The organism is Naasia aerilata, assembly GCF_030296595.1.
In the GTDB taxonomy this organism is placed as follows: domain Bacteria; phylum Actinomycetota; class Actinomycetes; order Actinomycetales; family Microbacteriaceae; genus Naasia; species Naasia aerilata.
This window is the reverse complement of the sequence record NZ_AP027731.1, coordinates 2,621,330-2,638,559: the sequence shown is the minus strand read 5'-3', so window position 1 is coordinate 2,638,559 and position 17,230 is coordinate 2,621,330. Positions and strand designations below refer to the sequence as shown.

Genomic DNA, 17,230 nt, shown 5'->3' with positions numbered 1-17,230 from the left:
CCGAGTGGGCTGAAGGAGCACGTTCCGGCCCGGATGGTACGGCGCACCGTACTAGTCGGGCCGGAACGTGCTCGTCAGGAGGCGATCTCCTGGTAGGCGGCGAAGAGGAGCTGGTCCTCGGGGCCCTGCAGGACGGTCGGCTTGCCGATGTCGTCGAGCACGATGAAGCGCAGCAGCGATCCTCGCGCCTTCTTGTCCCGCCGCATCGTGGCGAGGAGGCTCGCCCACCGGCCCGCCGGATACTCCATCGGCAGCCCGAGGGCGCCGAGGACGGTCCGGTGCCGGTCTGCGGCTGCATCGCTGAGCCGGCCGGCCAGGCGCGCGAGCTCGGCGGCATAGACCATCCCGACGGACACGGCGGCGCCGTGCCGCCACTGGTAGCGCTCGGCGTGCTCGATGGCGTGGCCGAGCGTGTGGCCGTAGTTGAGGATCTCCCGCCGCCCGGCCTCGGTGAAGTCCTCGCTCACCACCTCGGCCTTGAGGCCGATGGCGAGCTCGACGACCCGGCGGAACTCGTCCGTCTCTGGATTCGTGGCGCGCGCGGGATCGGACTCGACGATGTCGAGGATCTCCGGCACGGCGATGAAGCCGCACTTCACCACTTCGGCGAACCCGGCGAGGATCTCGTTGCGCGGAAGCCCTCGAGGTTGTCGAGGTCCGCGATCACGGCCCGCGGCGCGTAGAACGACCCGACGAGGTTCTTCCCCTCGGCCGTGTTGATGCCGGTCTTCCCGCCCACCGAGGCGTCGACCATGCCGAGCACGGTCGTCGGCACCTGGATCAGCGCGACGCCGCGCAGCCACGTGGCGGCGACGAAGCCCGCCAGGTCGGTGACCGCTCCGCCGCCGAACCCGATGACCGCGTCCGAGCGGGTGAAGTCGGCCTGCCCGAGCACCTGCCAGCAGAACGCGGCGACCTCGACGCGCTTCGCGGCCTCCCCGTCCGGCACCTCGGCGAGGAGCACCTGGACGCGGCCCTGGAGCGCGTCCCGGAGCGCCTCCGCCCGAGCGGCGAGGGTGGGCTGGTGCACGACGAGCACCTTCTGCACCGACGGCCCGAGCGCGTCGGCGATCGCGTCGGTGAGCCCGCGGCCGACGAGGACGTCGTAGCCGTGCTCACCCCGGACCGGGATCGTGGTCGTGCCGGTCATCGGACGCCCTCCTCGCGAAGCCAGCGGAGCACGTCGTCCGCGACCGCCTGCATGGGCCGGCGCGACGAGTCGAACGTGCGGGAGGCGAGCGCCTCGTAGATCGGGAGGCGCTGCTCGACGAGCGCCTTCCACGCGGCGACACCGCCGGAGGCGAGCAACGGGCGCTTGGCGCCCTCGATCCGCTCCCCCACCGCGTCGGCGTCGACCATCACGAGGGCGACCCGGCACTCGTGCAGGTCCGCCTGGGTGCGCGGGTCGAGGATCGCCCCGCCGCCGAGGGCGACGATCCCCTCGCCGGTGAGCGCGGCGGTGACCTGTTCGCGCTCGAGTGCACGGAAGTACGGCTCGCCGTGCTCGGCGAAGATGTCCGCGATCCGCCCGTGCTCGGCGACGATGCACTTGTCGGTGTCGGTGAACGGCACGCCGAGCGCGCGGGCCACCCGCCGGCCTACCTTGGTCTTGCCCGCGCCCGGCGGTCCGATGAGGACGAGCAGGGGCGCAGTGGCCTCAGACTCCACGGAGATCCGCGGTCGGACTGGTGCGGAGCGTCTCCGGGATGGCGGCGAGGTAGGCGTCGAGGTTCCGCCGCGTCTCGCCCACCGAGTCGCCGCCGAACTTCTCGAGCACCGAGTTCGCGAGCACGAGCGCGACCATCGCCTCGGCGACCACGCCCGCGGCAGGGACGGCGCAGACATCCGAGCGCTGGTGGTGGGCCGATGCGGCCTCGCCGCTCGACACATCCACCGTGCGGAGCGCGCGCGGGACCGTCGAGATCGGCTTCATCGCCGCGCGGACGCGGAGGACGGTGCCGGTCGTCATGCCGCCCTCGGTGCCGCCCGCCCGGTCGCTGAGCCGCTCGATTCCGTCCGGTCCCGGCACGAGCTCGTCGTGGGCGGCGGAGCCGCGGCGCGCGGCGGTGGCGAACCCGTCACCCACCTCGACCGCCTTGATCGCCTGGATGCCCATGAGCGCCGCGGCGAGCTGCGCATCGAGGCGCCGGTCCCAGTGCACGTAGGAGCCGAGCCCGGGCGGCAGCCCGTAGGCGAGCACCTCGACGACGCCGCCGAGGGTGTCCCCTCCCGCTTGGCGTCGTCGACCTCGGCCACCATGAGGGCCGACGTGGCGGGATCGAAGCAGCGCAGCGGATCCTCGTCGACCGTCGCGAGGTCGCTCGGACGCGGCAGCGGCGTGCCCTCCGGCACCCGGACCGGGCCGATCGAGAGCGTGTGGCTGATCAACCGGATGCCGAGTTCCTCGAGAAAGGCGCGAGCGACCGCGCCGAGCGCGACGCGAGCGGCCGTCTCGCGGGCACTCGCGCGCTCGAGGACCGGGCGCGCCTCGTCGAAGTCGTACTTCTGCATGCCGACCAGGTCGGCGTGGCCCGGGCGGGGACGCGTGAGGGCGGCGCCTCGGCCCCGCGACCGCTCGGTCAGCTCGACCGGCTCCGGGTTCATCACCTCGACCCACTTGGGCCACTCGGTGTTGCCGATGCGGAGGGCGACGGGGCCGCCGATGCTCCGCCCGTGCACGACGCCGCCGGACAGGTTCAGCTCGTCCTGCTCGAACTTCTGGCGGGAGCCCCGGCCGTAGCCCAGCTTCCGGCGCTGCAGGTCCTCGCGGATCCCGTCGAGCGTGACGGGGACCCCGGCGGGGAGTCCTTCGAGGATCGCGACGAGTTCGGGACCGTGCGATTCCCCCGCAGTGAGCCAACGAAGCATGATCAGAATCCTCCCACAGCGGCCCGCATGGCCCGGAGGACGCCCGCCTCGCCGTCGAGGACGCGGCCCGGATCCCCGTTCACGAAGACGCGGACCTGCAGCAGCGCCTGGTGCAGCAGCATGTCGAGGCCGTTCACGACGGGGCCCGCCCAGCCGTCCGCGAGCCGGCTCGGCCAGGGGTCGTAGGCGACGTCGAGGAGCGCCGCCCTGCCGGGAGCCGGGAGCGGCGGCGGCGGCGCGTCTCCCGGGAGGGTGCTGGCCAGGAGGTCGGTCGCCGGCAGCTCCGCACCGAACGCGGCGACGGCGAGCTGCACGCCGACTGCTGCCGCCAGCTCTACCAGGGGTTCCGCGCGTCCCGGGTCGCGGACCGCGACGGTGACGCTCGTCACGCCGAGCCGGGCAAGGGCGACGAGCACCGACGCGGCGGTCGCGCCTCCGCCGAGCACGAGTGCGGTGGACAGCGGCGGAACCCCTCGCTCGGCGAAGGCCGCCTCGATGCCGCCGACGTCGGTGTTGAAGCCCGTGCGGGTGCCGCCGGCGAGCAGCACCGTGTTGGCCGCGCCGGTGAGCTCCGTCAGCTCGTCCCGCTCGTCGAGGAGCGGCAGCACCTCCCGCTTGAGCGGCATCGTCAGCGAGAGGCCCCGCCAGGACGGATCGAGCCCGCCGATGAAGGCCGCGAGGTCGCCGGAGCGCACCTCGCTCCGCCCGTACTCCCAGTCGAGCCCGAGCTCCCGATAGGCGGCGGCGTGCAGCTGCGGGGATCGCGAGTGCCCGATCGGCGATCCCAGGACGGCGAGCCGGGTCACTGGTACTCGGGGTGGTCGTCCATCCAGGCCAGCCACTGCTGGACGGCCGCCTCGTGCTGCTCCTCGTTCTCCGAGAACACGGTCTCCCCCGTCTCGAGGTTGACCGTCACGAAGAACAGCCACGGTCCGTCGGCGGGGTGCAGCGCGGCGTCGATCGCGAGATCGCCGGGATTCGAGATCGGCCCGACCGGCAGCCCCGGGTGCACGTAGGTGTTGTACGGGTTGTTGCCGTCGGCGCGCTCGGCGTCCGTGGTGGCCACCCGGTGGGTGTTCCCGGTCCCGTAGGCCACGGTCGCGTCCGACTGCAGGAGCATCCCCTGGTCGAGCCGGTTGAGGAACACGCGCGACACCTTGTAGTAGTCGTCGCGGAGTCCCGCCTCCTTCTGGACGAGCGAGGCGAGGACGACCGTCCGCCACCGGTCCTGCGGCGCGACGCCGGCCGCGTCGAGAGCCTGGAACGACCGGTCGACGAGCACCTTGAGAGCGTCGTGGGCCGTCACGCCGGGATCGAACTGGTAGGTCGCGGGGAACAGGAAGCCCTCGAGGCTCGTCGCCTCGGCGGGCAGACCGAAGGACGCGACGTCGGCGGCCGCGGCCTGCAGGTCCGCGACGGGGATCTGCGTGCCATCCGAGACGAGCTGGAGGACGCTCGACATCGTCTCGCCCTCGGGGATGGCGACCTGGTTCTCGAGCTTGCTGGCCGGGTCGAGGAGGCGGTCGAGCGCCGCGCGAGCGCTCATGTGCTGCTTCAGCTGGTACGCGCCGGGCTGGAAGACGGGCGCGGGCTCGGTGGCGAGCAGGAGGCCGTAGAAGGAGTCGAAGGTCTTGGTCACCCCGGCGGCGACGAGATTCTTGGCCACGTCCTGGCCGATGTCGCCCTCGTGGATGACGAGGATGGCGTCGCCGCTGCCCGAGCCCTCGTAGTCGTTCTTCTCCGCCCCGAAGATCAGGGTGTGCAGCTGCTGCGGAAACAGCAGCGACGCGGCCGTGAACGCTCCTCCGCCGAGGACGAGGACCAGCACCAGGGGCGCGATGATCCAGGCGAGCCACCGCCGGCGGCGGGGCGGCGGAGCCGTCTCCGGGAAGCCGTAGCTCGCGGTCGCTCCCCCGCGGGAGCGGACGCGGCCGGCGATGTGGGCGGCCTCGCGCTCGCGCAACTCACGTCGGGTCGGTGACACGTCGGCCTCCTCGCGCTCCGCGGCACCGTCGGAGCCGAGCAGCTCGTCCCAGGTCGGGGCGGAGGTGCCGGATCGCGGTCCGGGGGAGGAATCTGGGACACGGAGGCCTTTCAGCTCTGCTCGACGATCACGCCGGGCGGCATCCCGCCCGCACGCTCCGAGTCGAGTGCATGTTGCAGAATGATAACGGCGGCCACCTGATCCACCACGGAGCGCGACGAGCGCGTGTTCCGCCCCGATGCGTGCAGCGCCGACTGCGCGCTGACCGTGCTCAGCCGCTCGTCCACGAGCCGAACGGGCACGTCGGTCGCGCCGGCGAGGGCGGCCGCGACCTCCCGAGCGTCCGCGGTCGACGCCGTGTCGCCGCCGGACATCGACAGCGGCAGCCCGACCACGATCTCGAGGACCGACCGCTCGGCGGCCTCGGCCGCGATGCGGGCCACCACATCGTCGCGGCGCGCGAGCGTCTCGACCGGGAACGCGAGGGCCCCGGACGGGTCGCTCGCGGCGAGCCCCACGCGCGCGCGGCCGACGTCGACGCCGAGCCGCACGCCGGAACGCATCGGACTCACCCCGGAAGCTGCGCCGCGATGGCCTCCAGGGCCGCGGGCACCGCATCCAGGCTCGACCCGCCGCCCTGAGCGATGTCGTCCTTTCCGCCTCCGCCGCCGCCGAGCACGCCCGCGGCGGTCTTCGCGAGAGGGCCCGCCTTGACGCCGGCCTGGCGGGCGGCAGGGGTGGTCGCGACGATCACCGCGGGCTTGCCGCCCACGTCGCCCGCCAGGGCCACGACGCCGGCCGAGCCGCCCAGCCGCTCGCGGACGGTGGTGGCCAGCGAGCGGAGGTCGTCGGCCGAGCGGACCGCGCCGACGGACTCGAGCACCGCCGTGACGGCGCCCACCGGCCGGGCGGCCGCGAGGAGCGCGGGAACCCGGGACGAGAGCGCCTGCTGCTCGAACTCCGCGATCCGCCGCTCCGCCGACTTGAGACTCGCCATCAGATCGGCCACGCGCTGCGCGACCTGGTCCTTCGGGGCCTTCAGCTCGCTCGTCAGCTGCGCGACGATGGCGCGCTCGGTCGCGAACTCGCGGAACGCCTCCGGCCCGACCAGCGACTCGACGCGGCGGTTGGTGGAGCCGACGGAGGACTCGCTGATGAGGTTGATGAGGCCGATCTCCGCGCTCGAGGCGACATGGGTGCCACCGCAGAGCTCGCGCGACCACGGCCCGCCGATGTCGACCATGCGGACGGTGTCGCCGTACTTCTCGCCGAAGAGGGCCATCGCGCCGAGGGCCTTCGCCTCGTCGATCGGGAGGACGCGCGTGACGACGTCGTAGTCCTGCTGGATCGCCGAGTTGGCGACCTCCTCGATCTCGCTCCGCGTCTCGGGCGAGAGCGCGCGGCTCCAGGTGAAGTCGAGGCGCAGGTAGCCGGCCTTGTTGTACGAGCCGGACTGGTGCGCGTTCGGGCCGAGCACCTGGCGCAGCGCGGCGTGCACGAGGTGCGTCGCGGAGTGCGCCTGCGTCGCGCCCTTGCGCCACACCGGGTCCACGACCGTGGTCGCCGCATCCCCCACGCCCACCTCACCCGAGCGCACGAGCGCCCGGTGCGAGATGAGGCCCTTCACGGGGCGCTGGACGTCGAGAACCTCGAGCTCGAAGCCGGGTCCGACGATCGTGCCGGCGTCGGCCTCCTGGCCGCCGGACTCCGGGTAGAGCGACGTCTCGGTGAGGATCACCTCGACGGTCTGCCCCGCGGACGCCCGGTCGACGGAGACGCCGTCGGTGAGGATGCCGAGCACCGTGGCTTCCGCCTGGAGGTAGTCGTAGCCGAGGAACGTGGTCTCCCCCGCCGCACGGAAGGGGCTGTACGCGGAGAGGTCGGCGATCGCCTGCTTCTTCGACTTCGCATCCGCCTTCGCGCGGGCGCGCTGCTCGGCCATCAGCCGGTCGAAGGCGCCGCGGTCGACGGACAGCCCTGCCTCGGACGCCATCTCCATGGTGAGGTCGATCGGGAAGCCGTAGGTGTCGTGCAGGAGGAAGGCGGTGTCGCCGCGGAGCTGGCTGCTGCCCTGCTCGCGGGTGTCGCCGACCGCGAGATCGAGGATGCTCGTGCCGCCCGCCAGCGTTCGGAGGAACGCCTCCTCCTCGCCGTACGCGGACCGGGAGATCCGGTCGAAGTCGGTGAACACCTCGGGGTAGGCCGTGTGCATGGCGTCGCGGGACGCCGGGAACAGCTCGGGCAGGGTGGGATCCTCGACGCCCAGCAGCCGCATCGAGCGCACCGTGCGGCGCAGCAGGCGGCGCAGGATGTAGCCGCGGCCCTCGTTGGCCGGCACGACGCCGTCCGCCATGAGCATGAGCGCGGAGCGGACGTGGTCCGCGACGACGCGCATTCGCACGTCGTCGCCGTGATCCGCGCCGTAGCGGCGGCCGGACAGCTCGGACGCCCGGTCGAGGACGGGACGAACCTGGTCGATCTCGTACAGGTTGTCGACGCCCTGCTTGAGGAACGCGACGCGCTCGAGGCCCATGCCGGTGTCGATGTTGCGGCGCGGCAGATCGCCCGCGATGTCGAAGTCGGTCTTGCCCCGCACGTCGCTCAGCAGGTACTGCATGAAGACGAGGTTCCAGATCTCGATGAAGCGGTTCTCGTCCGCCTCCGGGCCGCCCTCGGCACCGTACGCGGGACCACGGTCGAAGTAGATCTCCGAGCAGGGGCCGCCGGGGCCGGGTTGGCCGGTGTGCCAGAAGTTGTCGGCCTTGCCGCGCCGCTGGATCCGGCTCTCCGGGATGCCGGCCGTCTTGCGCCAGATCTGCGCCGCCTCGTCGTCGTCGTGGTAGACGGTGACCCACAGATCCTTCTCGTCGAACCCGAGCCCTCCGGCTGACTCCGGGGAGGTGAGCAGCTCCCAGGCGAAGCCGATGGCCCCCTCCTTGAAGTAGTCGCCGAAGGAGAAGTTGCCGTTCATCTGGAAGAACGTGCCGTGCCGGGTGGTCTTGCCGACCTCCTCGATGTCGAGCGTGCGGATGCACTTCTGCACGCTCGTGGCTCGCGGGTACGGCGCGGGCACCAGGCCGGTCAGGTACGGGATGAACGGGACCATGCCCGCGACGGTGAAGAGGAGCGTCGGGTCATCGCTGACGAGCGACGCGGACGGGACCACGGTGTGCCCGCGCCCGCCGAAGAACTCGAGCCAGCGCCGGCGGATTTCGGCAGTCTGCATGACACCTTGGGGATCTGTTCGGATGCCGCCGCGGGAGCCGGCGACGGCGGAATGCGGAAGGGAGGAGAGGGCGCTAGCGCCGGTCGTTGATGGCGTCGTCGCCCCGCGCGAGAGCGGCACGGAGCTCCGCCTGGCGTGCTCGGTAGCTGTCGGCGACGGTCTTGCCGAACTCGCGGGCACGGGCGTCGAGGGTTCCGCCGAGCTCCGAGCTCTGCGAGGTCCTGCCGAGGCGGCGAGCCACTGCGAGTCCCACCACGACGCCGATCACGAGCCACACTGCGTTCTTCATCGTGTTCCTCTCGGAAGGGGCGGACGGCGGGGAGGGATCAGCTTACTTCGCGCGCTTCGGCCGCTTCGCGGCCCGGTCTGCGCCCCGGAGCCCGGCGATCCCGGCCCGGACGGCGGCGCTGAAGCCGGCGAGCTTGATGAGCGGGCCGCCGACCGATGCGGCGAAGAGCGACACGAGCGCGGACACGTTGCCCGAGACGTCGGCGACGTTCCCCGTGATCGTGTCGACGCGGGCGAGCTGCTTGTTCGCCTCGCGGATCGTGGTCGTCGTCTCGGTGAGGATCGGCGTGATGCCGTCCGTCGCCTCGCGGATCGACACGGTGGTCTGGTCGAGCACCCTGCCGAGCTTCACCAGCGGGATCGCGAGGAGGGCGACCAGGATCGCGAACACGACCGCCGCGATGAGTCCGGCGATGTCGCCACCGTCCATGGTCCATTCCTTCCCGAGAACGCATGAGGCGGACCACCCGAGAGTGGTCCGCCTCACAGCGTATTGCCTTGCGACGGCTCAGCGAGCGGCGCTGAGCCTATGCACGCCGCTTAGCGAGCGGCGCTGAGCCTATGCACGCCGCTTAGCGAGCGGCGTAGTACTCCACGACCAGCTGGACCTCGGCGGTCACGGGGACCTCGGCGCGCTTCGGGCGGCGGATGAGGCGGGCCTGGAGCTTGTCGAGCTCGACGTCGAGGTACGGCGGGACCTTGGGCAGCACGTCGGCGTGACCGCCGGCCGCGGCCACCTGGAAGGGCTCGGTGCCCTCGCTGCGCGCCTTGACGTGGATGAGCTGGCCCGGCTTCACGCGGAAGGAGGGACGGTCCACGATCTGGCCGTCGACCAGGATGTGGCGGTGCACGACCATCTGGCGAGCCTGAGCCGTGGTGCGGGCGAAGCCGGCACGGAGGACGAGTGCGTCCAGGCGCAGCTCGAGGAGCTCGACCAGGTTCTCACCGGTCAGGCCGGCGGTGCGGCGGGCCTCGTTGAAGACGATGCGCAGCTGCGCCTCGCGGATGCCGTACTGAGCCCTCAGGCGCTGCTTCTCGCGCAGGCGGACGGCGTAGTCGGAGTCGGTCTTGCGCTTGGTGCGGCCGTGCTCGCCCGGCGCATAGGGCCGCTTCTCGAGGTAGCGGGCCGCCTTCGGCGTGAGGGCGATGCCGAGCGCGCGGGAGAGGCGCGTCTTGCTGCGGGTGCGTGACTTGGTGGACACGGATGCCTTTCGGACGGATTCGAAGAGAGATCCCGGCGCGCGAACGCGTCCGGTACGAGGAAGAGGTGTGTCGCCGCGGAACCGGCCGGCTACAGGCGACGGTTCCTTCTCCAGTCCGTCGCGCAGCCGCTCGCTTCGGACCGATCAAGGCCGTCGGATACTTTAGCACCTCGCGCGCCGGAGGGCGACGGCGTCACTGTCCGCGGAGGATCTTGCGCAGCCGCTCGAGCCGCGCCGCGATGTCGCGCTCGAAGCCGTTGCCCTTCGGCTCGTAGTACTCGGTGCCCACGAGCTCGTCGGGGAGGTACTGCTGGGGTGCGACGCCGTGCTCCCAGTCGTGCGAGTACTTGTACCCCTTGCCGTGCCCGAGCCGCTTGGCGCCGGCGTAGTGCGCGTCCCGCATGTGCTTCGGAACGCGGCCGATCTTTCCGGCGCGGACGTCGGCGATGGCGCGGTCGAGGGCCAGGTAGGAGGCGTTCGACTTCGGCGCCGTGGCGAGATAGGCGACCGCCTGGGCGAGCGGGATGCGCCCCTCGGGCATGCCGAGGAACTGGACTGCGTCGGCCGCCGCGACGGCGATGGTGAGCGCCTGCGGATCAGCCATCCCGATGTCCTCCGACGCGGACACGATGATCCGCCGGGCGATGAAGCGCGGGTCCTCCCCCGCCTCGATCATCCGGGCGAGGTAGTGCATGGCGGCGTCGACGTCCGAGCCCCGCACCGACTTGATGAACGCGCTGATGACGTCGTAGTGCTCGTCGCCCTGGCGGTCGTAGCGGAGCAGTGCACGGTCGACGGCGCGCGCCACGATGTCGGCCGTGATGACGGGCTTCTCCGCGGGAGCGGCTGCGGCCGACGAGTCGCCTCCGTCCGCCTCGTCGTCCTCGTCCTGGTCCTCGTTGTCGTCGAGAAGGCCGTTGCTCGCCGCCTCCTCGTCCTCGTCACTGTCGGGCTCCGCGCCGCCCTCGCGCTCGGCCGCCTGGGCCGCAACCGCGGAGACCGCGGATGCTTCCAAGGCCGTCAGCGCCCGGCGCGCGTCGCCCGACGCGAGTCGGATGATCGCGGCACGGGCGTCCGGGTCGAGCACGACGCGGTCGGCGAGCCCCCGCTCGTCCACCAGGGCTCGGTCCACGAGGATGCCGAGGTCCTCGTCGGACAGCGTCTCGAGCGTGAGCAGCAGCGAGCGGGACAGCAGGGGCGCGATCACCGAGAACGACGGGTTCTCCGTGGTCGCGGCGATGAGGATGACCCAGCCGTTCTCGACCCCCGGGAGCAGCGCGTCCTGCTGGGCCTTCGTGAAGCGGTGGATCTCGTCGAGGAACAGGACGGTCGAGGTGCCGTACAGGTCCCTCGTGGAGAGCGCCTCCTCCATGACCTGCCGCACGTCCTTCACGCCGGCCGTCACGGCCGAGAGCTCCACGAACCGCCGCCCGGAGCTGTGCGCGATCGCCTGGGCCAGCGTCGTCTTCCCGGTGCCCGGCGGCCCCCAGAGAATGACGGAGGTGCCGCCGCGCTCGCCGGTGCGGTCGCTCGCGAGCGCCACGAGAGGCGATCCGCGGCGGAGCAGGTGCCGCTGGCCGGCCACCTCGTCGAGGCTCCGAGGTCGCATGCGCACGGCGAGCGGAGTCGAGCCGGTGCGCAGGCCGGGCTGGCTGGTCACGCCCTCAGACCAGGCGGCGCCGCCGACGGGGTGCTCGGAGCGCCGCCCCTATGCTGGTTCGGCATCATCGGCGGGGAAGGAATCGACGCGCATGGCACGCAAGGGGACGCCCGAGGAGCGGCAGGCGCGGCAGCACCTCCGCGAATACACCGCGCGGCAGACCCTGCACGACGAGCGGATCCGGCGGCGCCGACGCGACAACCTTGTCGCCGGCATCGCGGCGGCCGTCGTCGTCGCGCTCGCCGTGGGCGCACAGCTCCTCTACTTCACGGCCGGTCCCGGCGTCCCTGCTCCGTCGCCCTCTCCCACCCCGAGCGCGAGCTCGACACCCGAGGCGACCGGCCAGAACACCGGCGATGTCCCCGACCCGGCTCTGGCCGAGGGCCGCGCCTGGACTGGCACCCTGACCCTCAACGACGTTCCGCTCGGCATCACCCTCGACGGCGCCGCGGCGCCGCAGGGCGTCGCCTCCTTCGTCAGCCTCACCCAGAGCGGCTTCTATCCCGGCAAGAGCTGCCACCGCCTCACCAACGGCGGGTTCTTCGTGCTGCAGTGCGGCGCGCCCAATGCCGACGGCAGCGGCGACGTCGGGTACTCCTTCGGCCCCATCGAGAACGCGCCCGCCGACAACGTCTACCCGGCCGGCACGATCGCCCTCGCGCGGCAGGGCGGCAACCCCTACAGCAACGGGAGCCAGTTCTTCGTCGTCTACGAGGACACGACCATCCCGGCCGATGCCGCAGGCGGCTACTCGGTGATCGGGAAGGTCACGAGCGGGCTCGACCAGCTCGCTGCGGCGGTCACCGACGCGGGCACGGCGGACGGCAGCAGCGACGGGGCCCCTGCCACCGCGACCACGATCACCTCGGTCTCCGTGCAGTGACGCCGGGCCGCCGGTCGACGAACCCGCTGGTCTCAGTCTGATAACTGGCCGAAGGCCCGCACCGGGGTGCAATAGGCTGGGCCAGCGCCCGACCGGCCTTCGGCGTGCAACGAACCACACCTCGAGGTGACCCGCGTGACCACCACCGATCCTGCCCTCTGGGGCCGAGTCGACGAAGACGGCAACGTCTACGTCCGTCAGGGCGAGGACGAGCGTCTCGTCGGCCAGTACCCGGGCGCCACGCCCGAGGAGGCGCTGGCCTACTACGGCCGCAAGTACGCCGACCTCGCCGGCCAGGTGGCCATCCTCGAGCAGCGCTCGCGCAACGGCGCGCCCGCTGCGGATGTCGCGAAGGCCGTCCGCAAGCTCCAGGCCGCGATCGGCACCGCGAACGCGGTCGGCGACCTCCAGGGTCTGCTCGACCGGCTGGGTCAGCTGAGCGGCAACGTCGCACAGCTGACCGAGAAGCAGTCCGCCGAGGCGAAGGAGCAGTTGCAGAGCGCCATCGCCGAACGCGAGGCGCTCGTCACCGAGGCGGAGGGCATCGCCGCCGGAGACCCCGCGAGCACGCAGTGGAAGCAGGCGACCGCCCGCCTCGAGGACCTCTTCGCCCGCTGGCAGAAGCAGCAGCAGGAGGGCCCCCGACTCCCGAAGGACGTCGCCGACGACCTTTGGAAGCGCTTCCGCGCCGCCCGGAGCACCGTCGAGCACCACCGCCGCGCGTTCTTCGCGGAGCTCGACGCCGCGCAGCGCGACGTCCGCAAGCACAAGCTGGGCCTCGTCGAGCGCGCCGAGGCGCTCGCGCCGCAGGGCTCCGCGGGAATCCCCGTCTACCGCGACCTCCTGGAGGAGTGGAAGGCGGCGGGCCGCGCCGGCAAGAAGCAGGACGACACTCTGTGGGCACGCTTCAAGGCCGCCGGCGACGTGCTGTACGCCGCGAAGGCCGAGGTCGACGCACGCGACAACGAGGAGTTCGGCGCGAACCTCATCGCCAAGCGGGCGCTCCTCGACGAGGCCGAGCCTCTGCTCACCGCCTCCGACGCGCGCGCCGCGCGCACCCGCCTCACCGAGATCCAGCGCCGCTGGGACGCTCTCGGCAAGGTCCCGCGCGACGACGTGAAGCCCCTCAACGACCGGCTGCGCCGCATCGAGAACGCCGTGAAGGCGCTCGAGGACGAGCACTGGAAGCGCAACAACCCGGAGACGAAGGCGCGCTCCGAGGGTCTCGCCGCCCAGCTGACCTCCGCCATCGAGAAGCTCGAGGCCGAGCTCGCCGCGGCGAGGAAGGCCGGGGACGCGCGGAAGATCAAGGAGGCGGAGGACGCCCTCGCCGCCCGCCGCATCTGGCTGGACGCACTCGGCAGCTGACCCTCCCGCACCGCGCAGCTCGCGGGGCGTTCTGCACAGGCGCCGTGATCGGCGGAAAGCGGCGGACTGCATCGGGCACCCTGTCCCGATGCGACTCCCGGACCTGCTGACGCCGACCGACCTCCCCGCGTCCGAGCTGCACGCGCTGCGACTGGACGGGGCCCTGTACGTTGTGGCCGGGAGCTGGCGACCGAGCGACCTGCCGGAGACGCCCGAGGCCCGAGCCGCGGCGGTCGCGCTCCAGCTCAAGGACCGGCTGATCGCCGACCGGCTCACGGCAGCGTGGCTGCTCGGCGCCGCCGACGCCGCGCCCCTCCCCTGCAGTGCTGCGCCACGGTCGACGACAGGGGCGCGGCCGGGACGGACGGCCTCGACATCCGGGAGCTGCGCCTCCGGCCCGACGACGTCCAGTCGCTCGCGGGCGTGCGGCTCACGTCCACGCTGCGCACCGCCGTCGACCTCCTGCGCGGCGCCGAATGGGGCACGGCCGAGCGGGAGGCGACGGCGCGACTGGTGCGGCTCGCGGGCGCCGATGCGGTGCGGGCGTCGCTGGAGGATTCCCGGTACACGGTGCACCGGGTCCGCGCGATACGTCGGCTCCAAGAGGTGGTGGCGGAGGGCGCTACCGCCGCGAAGAGTTCACCCAGTACCGGGGATTGAGGAGCGCCGAGGGTCGCGTAGCGAAATCCGCGGTGGCTGATGTTTGACGCCCCGAGCGCTCTCCCCCGTACCGCTGATTGAGGAGCCGCCGAAGGCTGCGTCTCGAAATCCGCGGTGCCTCGTGCTCAACCACCCGTCGAGCGGTCTCCCCCGTACCGCTGATTGAGGAGCCGCCGAAGGCGGCGTCTCGAAATCCCGCCGTCCATGATGCTCAAGACGCCGAGCGCCCCCTGACCGCTGATTGAGAAGCGGCCGAAGGTCGCGTCTCGAAATCTCCGCACCGAGGGTTCAGCCCGCTGGTGTTGCCGTCGGAGCTTAAGAAGATGGAGGTGGCCGCTTCAGTGCAGGCCCTCGCCTTCCAGCTCGGGCTGCGCTTTCCGCCTCAGTTCACGTCGAGCGCACCCTGAAGCACCGAGCGCGCTGATGCTTCGCCGAGCGCACCCCGAAACACCGAGCGCGCCTCGTATACGGGGTGCGTTCGGTGTTTCGGGGCGCGCTCGATGAGAGGACGGCGCGCTCGGTGCGGCGGGGTGCGCTCGGCGTTCCCCGTCGTCTGCTCCTCCCGTCGCACGGGTCGCCGCCACCCGTTGCCGAGCGCGGGGCGGACCGCCGAGCGCGGGGCGTGACGACGAGCGCGGCCCGTCTACGCACCGCGTTCGTCGATACACACCGCGCTCGGTGACCGCGCCGTCCTCACGCACCGCGCTCGGTGACCGCGCCGTCCCCACGCACCGCGCTCGGCGGCACGCACCGCGCTCGGCGCGCCCGGCGGGCGCGCGTCAGCCGGCGGAGACGCGGTAGACGTCGTAGACGGCGTCGATGCGGCGGACCGCGTTGAGGACGCGGTCCAGGTGCGTCGTGTCGCCCATCTCGAAGACGAAGCGGCTGATCGCGAGGCGGTCGCTCGAGGTCGACACGGTCGCGGAGAGGATGTTGACGTGGTGCTCGGACAGCACCCGCGTCACATCGGAGAGCAGCCCCGACCGGTCGAGCGCCTCCACCTGGATCTGCACCAGGAAGACGCTCTTCGACGACGGCGCCCACTCGACCTCGACGATGCGCTCCGGCTGCCGCGTCAGCGAGCTGACGTTGTTGCAGTCGGTGCGGTGCACCGAGACCCCGGAGCCGCGCGTGATGAAGCCCACGATCGTGTCGCCCGGGACCGGGGTGCAGCACTTCGCGAGCTTGACGAGGATGTCCGGCGCACCGCGGACGAGGACGCCGGAGTCGGTGCCACGAGACCGGCTGGAGCGCCGCGTCGGGAACGCGATCTCCTCCTCTTCCTCGGTCTCCTGAGCACCCTGGATGAGGGTGAGCAGCTTCTCGATGACGGACTGCGTGGAGACGTGCCCCTCGCCGAGCGCCGCGTAGAGGGTGGAGACGTCGTCGTAGCGCATCTGGGACGCGACCTCGACGAGGATGTCCTGGTTCATCAGGCGCTGCAGCGGCAGGTTCTGCTTCCGCATGGCGCGGCTGATCGCGTCTTTGCCCTGCTCGATCGCCTCGTCCCGGCGCTCCTTGGTGAACCACTGGCGGATCTTGTTGCGCGCCCGCGGGCTCTTGACGAAGCCGAGCCAGTCCTGGCTGGGTCCGGAGTCCGGGTTCTTCGAGGTGAACACCTCGACCACGTCTCCGCTCGTGAGCTCGCTGTCGAGCGGCACCAGGCGGCCGTTCACCTTCGCGCCCATGGTGCGGTGGCCGACGTCCGTGTGCACCGCGTAGGCGAAGTCGACCGGGGTGGCGCCCGAGGGCAGGCCGATCACCTTGCCCTTCGGCGTGAAGACGTAGACCTCCTTGGCGCCGATCTCGAAGCGCAGGGAGTCGAGGAACTCGCCCGGGTCGGCGGTCTCCGCCTGCCAGTCGGAGATGTGGGCGAGCCACACCATGTCGGTGTCGTCGGCCGAGGTGGAGCTGCGGCCGCCGTTCATCCGCTCCTTGTACTTCCAGTGCGCCGCGACACCGAACTCCGCCCGCTGGTGCATCTCGTGCGTGCGGATCTGGATCTCGATCGGCCGGCCGTTGGGGCCCAGCACGGTCGTGTGCAGCGACTGGTACAGGTTGAACTTGGGGGTCGCGATGTAGTCCTTGAAGCGTCCCGGAACCGGCGTCCACCGCGCATGGATGGCGCCGAGCACCGCGTAGCAGTCCCGCAGCGAGTCGACGAGCACGCGGATGCCCACGAGGTCGTAGATCTCGTCGAACTCGCGGCCGCGGACCACCATCTTCTGGTAGATCGAGTAGTACTGCTTCGGCCGGCCGATGACCTTGCCGCGGATCTTCGCGGCGCGCAGATCCTCCTGGACGGCGTCGATGACCTCCTGGACGAAGCCCTCACGCTGCGGCGTGCGGCTGCGGACCAGGCTCTCGATCTCCGCGTAAAGCTTCGGGTAGAGCACCGCGAAGGACAGGTCCTCGAGCTCGAGCTTGATCGCCTGGATGCCCAGGCGATGCGCGAGCGGAGCGTAGATCTCGAGGGTCTCCTTCGCCTTCCGCGAGGCGCGCTCGGTGGAGACGAAGCCCCAGGTGCGGGCGTTGTGCAGGCGGTCGGCGAGCTTGATGACGAGCACACGGATGTCCTTCGACATCGCGACGACCATCTTGCGGACCGTCTCCGCCTGGGCGCTGTCGCCGTACTTGAGCTTGTCGAGCTTCGTGACGCCGTCGACGAGCATCGCGACCTCGTCGCCGAAGTCGGCGCGCACCCGGTCGACCGTGTACTCGGTGTCCTCGACGGTGTCGTGCAGGAGCCCCGCCACGATCGTCTTCGGGCCCATCCCCAGGTCCGCGAGGATCTGCGCCACCGCGAGCGGATGCGTGATGTACGGCTCACCGCTGTCGCGCTTCTGGCCCTCGTGAGCGCGCTCCGCGGCGGCGTACGCCCGCTCGACGATCGCGAGGTCCGCCTTGGGATGCTGCATGCGCACGGTGCGCAGCAGGGTGTCGAGCGCGCCGGTGGGCTGGGCCCGAGAGAAGATGCGCGGCACCAGCCTGCGCAGGGAGGTGGTGTTCGCCGAGGTCGTCTCGGTCATGCGCTCACCTCCGAAGGGAATAACGCTAGCACCGGGCCTCCGTGTTCCCGGACGCCCGGCGG

At 71.8% G+C, this 17,230-nt stretch carries 13 protein-coding genes and 2 pseudogenes; 3 read left to right on the top strand and 12 right to left on the bottom strand.

Annotated elements, in window-relative coordinates; genetic code table 11:
• Nucleotides 1-74: 74 nt before the first annotated feature.
• From aroB to QUE51_RS13760, 11 genes and pseudogenes are all read right to left on the bottom strand, one after another.
• A pseudogene (gene aroB / locus QUE51_RS13810) lies at nt 75-1,150 on the bottom strand (3-dehydroquinate synthase).
• Entirely contained in the window at nt 1,147-1,668 is a 522-nt protein-coding gene (locus QUE51_RS13805; protein WP_286276946.1) for a shikimate kinase, read from the bottom strand. Before QUE51_RS13805 ends, aroB begins: the two are co-directional and overlap by 4 nt.
• Nucleotides 1,658-2,868: pseudogene (aroC, locus tag QUE51_RS13800) on the bottom strand (chorismate synthase). Before aroC ends, QUE51_RS13805 begins: the two are co-directional and overlap by 11 nt.
• 2 nt (nt 2,869-2,870) lie before the next feature.
• Entirely contained in the window at nt 2,871-3,674 is an 804-nt protein-coding gene (locus QUE51_RS13795) for a shikimate dehydrogenase (protein ID WP_286276945.1), read from the bottom strand.
• Nucleotides 3,671-4,852 carry an endolytic transglycosylase MltG gene (gene mltG, locus QUE51_RS13790; protein ID WP_286276944.1) on the bottom strand — a complete coding sequence of 394 codons (1,182 nt, stop codon included), beginning with the start codon at nt 4,850-4,852 and terminating at the stop codon, nt 3,671-3,673. The genes QUE51_RS13795 and mltG overlap by 4 nt, the downstream gene beginning before the upstream one ends.
• 110 nt (nt 4,853-4,962) lie before the next feature.
• Nucleotides 4,963-5,415: a Holliday junction resolvase RuvX gene (gene ruvX, locus QUE51_RS13785; protein WP_286276942.1), complete on the bottom strand. Its 453-nt coding sequence runs from the start codon at nt 5,413-5,415 to the stop codon at nt 4,963-4,965.
• Nucleotides 5,416-5,420: 5 nt separating this feature from the next.
• Complete coding sequence (alaS, locus tag QUE51_RS13780) at nt 5,421-8,078, bottom strand: alanine--tRNA ligase (protein WP_286276941.1); 2,658 nt, start codon at nt 8,076-8,078, stop codon at nt 5,421-5,423.
• A gap of 73 nt (nt 8,079-8,151) precedes the next feature.
• Entirely contained in the window at nt 8,152-8,367 is a 216-nt protein-coding gene (locus QUE51_RS13775) for a hypothetical protein (RefSeq protein WP_286276940.1), read from the bottom strand.
• A gap of 42 nt (nt 8,368-8,409) precedes the next feature.
• Complete coding sequence (locus tag QUE51_RS13770) at nt 8,410-8,796, bottom strand: DUF948 domain-containing protein (protein WP_286276938.1); 387 nt, start codon at nt 8,794-8,796, stop codon at nt 8,410-8,412.
• A gap of 142 nt (nt 8,797-8,938) precedes the next feature.
• Entirely contained in the window at nt 8,939-9,568 is a 630-nt protein-coding gene (rpsD, locus tag QUE51_RS13765) for a 30S ribosomal protein S4 (protein WP_286276936.1), read from the bottom strand.
• A 193-nt stretch (nt 9,569-9,761) separates the two neighbouring features.
• Nucleotides 9,762-11,177 (bottom strand): replication-associated recombination protein A, encoded by a 1,416-nt coding sequence (locus tag QUE51_RS13760; RefSeq protein ID WP_286279400.1) that lies wholly within the window; start codon nt 11,175-11,177, stop codon nt 9,762-9,764.
• Between the two features lie 142 nt (nt 11,178-11,319).
• Here QUE51_RS13760 and QUE51_RS13755 point away from each other — a divergent pair, with 142 nt between their 5' ends.
• From QUE51_RS13755 to QUE51_RS13745, 3 genes are all read left to right on the top strand, one after another.
• Complete coding sequence (locus tag QUE51_RS13755) at nt 11,320-12,111, top strand: peptidylprolyl isomerase (protein ID WP_286276934.1); 792 nt, start codon at nt 11,320-11,322, stop codon at nt 12,109-12,111.
• Nucleotides 12,112-12,246: 135 nt separating this feature from the next.
• Nucleotides 12,247-13,479 carry a DUF349 domain-containing protein gene (locus QUE51_RS13750; protein ID WP_286276932.1) on the top strand — a complete coding sequence of 411 codons (1,233 nt, stop codon included), beginning with the start codon at nt 12,247-12,249 and terminating at the stop codon, nt 13,477-13,479.
• Between the two features lie 282 nt (nt 13,480-13,761).
• Nucleotides 13,762-14,139: a hypothetical protein gene (locus QUE51_RS13745; protein WP_286276930.1), complete on the top strand. Its 378-nt coding sequence runs from the start codon at nt 13,762-13,764 to the stop codon at nt 14,137-14,139.
• Between the two features lie 779 nt (nt 14,140-14,918).
• Here QUE51_RS13745 and QUE51_RS13740 read toward each other — a convergent pair.
• Nucleotides 14,919-17,168 carry a RelA/SpoT family protein gene (locus QUE51_RS13740; protein WP_286276928.1) on the bottom strand — a complete coding sequence of 750 codons (2,250 nt, stop codon included), beginning with the start codon at nt 17,166-17,168 and terminating at the stop codon, nt 14,919-14,921.
• Between the last annotated feature and the right edge of the window lie 62 nt (nt 17,169-17,230).

What these genes read in the sequence shown, in the direction of transcription:
- QUE51_RS13755 (WP_286276934.1), top strand. Translation starts at nt 11,320, where the DNA reads ATGGCACGCAAGGGGACGCCCGAGGAGCGGCAGGCGCGGCAGCACCTC.
- alaS (WP_286276941.1), bottom strand. Translation starts at nt 8,078, where the DNA reads ATGCAGACTGCCGAAATCCGCCGGCGCTGGCTCGAGTTCTTCGGCGGG.
- QUE51_RS13740 (WP_286276928.1), bottom strand. Translation starts at nt 17,168, where the DNA reads ATGACCGAGACGACCTCGGCGAACACCACCTCCCTGCGCAGGCTGGTG.
- QUE51_RS13760 (WP_286279400.1), bottom strand. Translation starts at nt 11,177, where the DNA reads ATGCGACCTCGGAGCCTCGACGAGGTGGCCGGCCAGCGGCACCTGCTC.
- QUE51_RS13770 (WP_286276938.1), bottom strand. Translation starts at nt 8,796, where the DNA reads ATGGACGGTGGCGACATCGCCGGACTCATCGCGGCGGTCGTGTTCGCG.
- ruvX (WP_286276942.1), bottom strand. Translation starts at nt 5,415, where the DNA reads ATGCGTTCCGGCGTGCGGCTCGGCGTCGACGTCGGCCGCGCGCGCGTG.
- QUE51_RS13775 (WP_286276940.1), bottom strand. Translation starts at nt 8,367, where the DNA reads ATGAAGAACGCAGTGTGGCTCGTGATCGGCGTCGTGGTGGGACTCGCA.